Origin of the sequence: Bradyrhizobium sp. CCBAU 45394 (assembly GCF_028128655.1) — a bacterium.
GTDB classification, from domain to species: domain Bacteria; phylum Pseudomonadota; class Alphaproteobacteria; order Rhizobiales; family Xanthobacteraceae; genus Bradyrhizobium; species Bradyrhizobium diazoefficiens.
In genome coordinates this window covers 1-1067 of record NZ_LBIX01000069.1, presented here as the reverse complement: position 1 = coordinate 1067, position 1067 = coordinate 1, and the positions used below count along the sequence as shown (strand labels likewise).

1 pseudogene is annotated in these 1067 nt (G+C 60.4%); it reads left to right on the top strand.

Annotation, left to right across the window (positions count from 1 at the left end):
- Positions 1-164: 164 nt before the first annotated feature.
- Positions 165-941, top strand: a pseudogene (gene istA, locus WN73_RS11730) (IS21 family transposase); the annotation flags it as partial.
- Positions 942-1067 lie beyond the last annotated feature (126 nt).

Here is a 1067-nt window from a genome sequence, read left to right as displayed (position 1 = left end):
TGCGTGTTTCGGCAATTGCCGGACACGGATTTCGGTAATTCGCGGACAGCGATTTCAGTAATTCCGGGACAGGGATTCCGCTAAATCGCGGACAGTTGTGAAGGTTGGTTTTCGGGAGCGCCGTTCTGGCAATGTTCTCTCTCAAGCTGAGTTTGAGAGGGGCAATGCCGAGACGGAAGCAAGCGAAACGGACAACTGTGAAGGACCTTCGATCGATCCTGAGGCTGACATATGAGCAAGGCCTGTCGGTCCGGGCTATCTCGGAACGGCTGCAGATCAGCAAGACCTCGGTTGCCACCTACCTGCTGCGGGCTCGCGAAGCCGGCTTAAGCTGGCCGCTGCCGCCGATTTACGAAAGCGAGGCGACGTTGCAGCGAGCCCTGTTCCGGCGGCTCGGACGGCCGCCCCAGGACTTGAGGGAGCCCGAGTGGCCGCGCGTTGCGCAGGAACTGAAGCGCAAAGGCGTGACGCTGACGCTGCTGTGGCAGGAATACCGAACGGCGCATCCTGACGGCTATGGTTATACTTGGTTCTGCGAGAGGTTCGCCGCTTACCAGCGCCGGACGAACCCGACCTTCCGCCATCGCCATGCGGCAGGGGCGGTCATGCAGACCGATTATGCCGGTCACACCGTGGAGGTGATCAACCCGCAAACCGGCGAGATCCGTCAGGCTCAGATTTTTGTCGCGGTGCTCGGGGCCTCGTCGCTGACCTTCGCTATGGGGAGCTTCGGTCAGCGACTACCAGATTGGATCGAAGGCCAGACCCGGGCCCTGTCGTACTTCGGCGGCGTTCCCAAGGCGATCGTCTGCGACAATCTGAAGGCCGGGGTCGTCAAGGCGTTGTGGTTCGAGCCGACGCTCAACCAAACCTTTGCCGCCATGGCGGAGCACTACGACACGACGATTTTACCGACCCGCAGCCGCAAGCCGCGTGACAAGGCGATTGCTTCATATTGCACCTCATCCTGACAGTTGCGCGGTGATAGATGTTGTTTGTGGTTTGCGTGCACGGCGGCGATCAAGGTGAGACTCCGGCGACAATCAGGGGTTCTTCCGCACATTTGG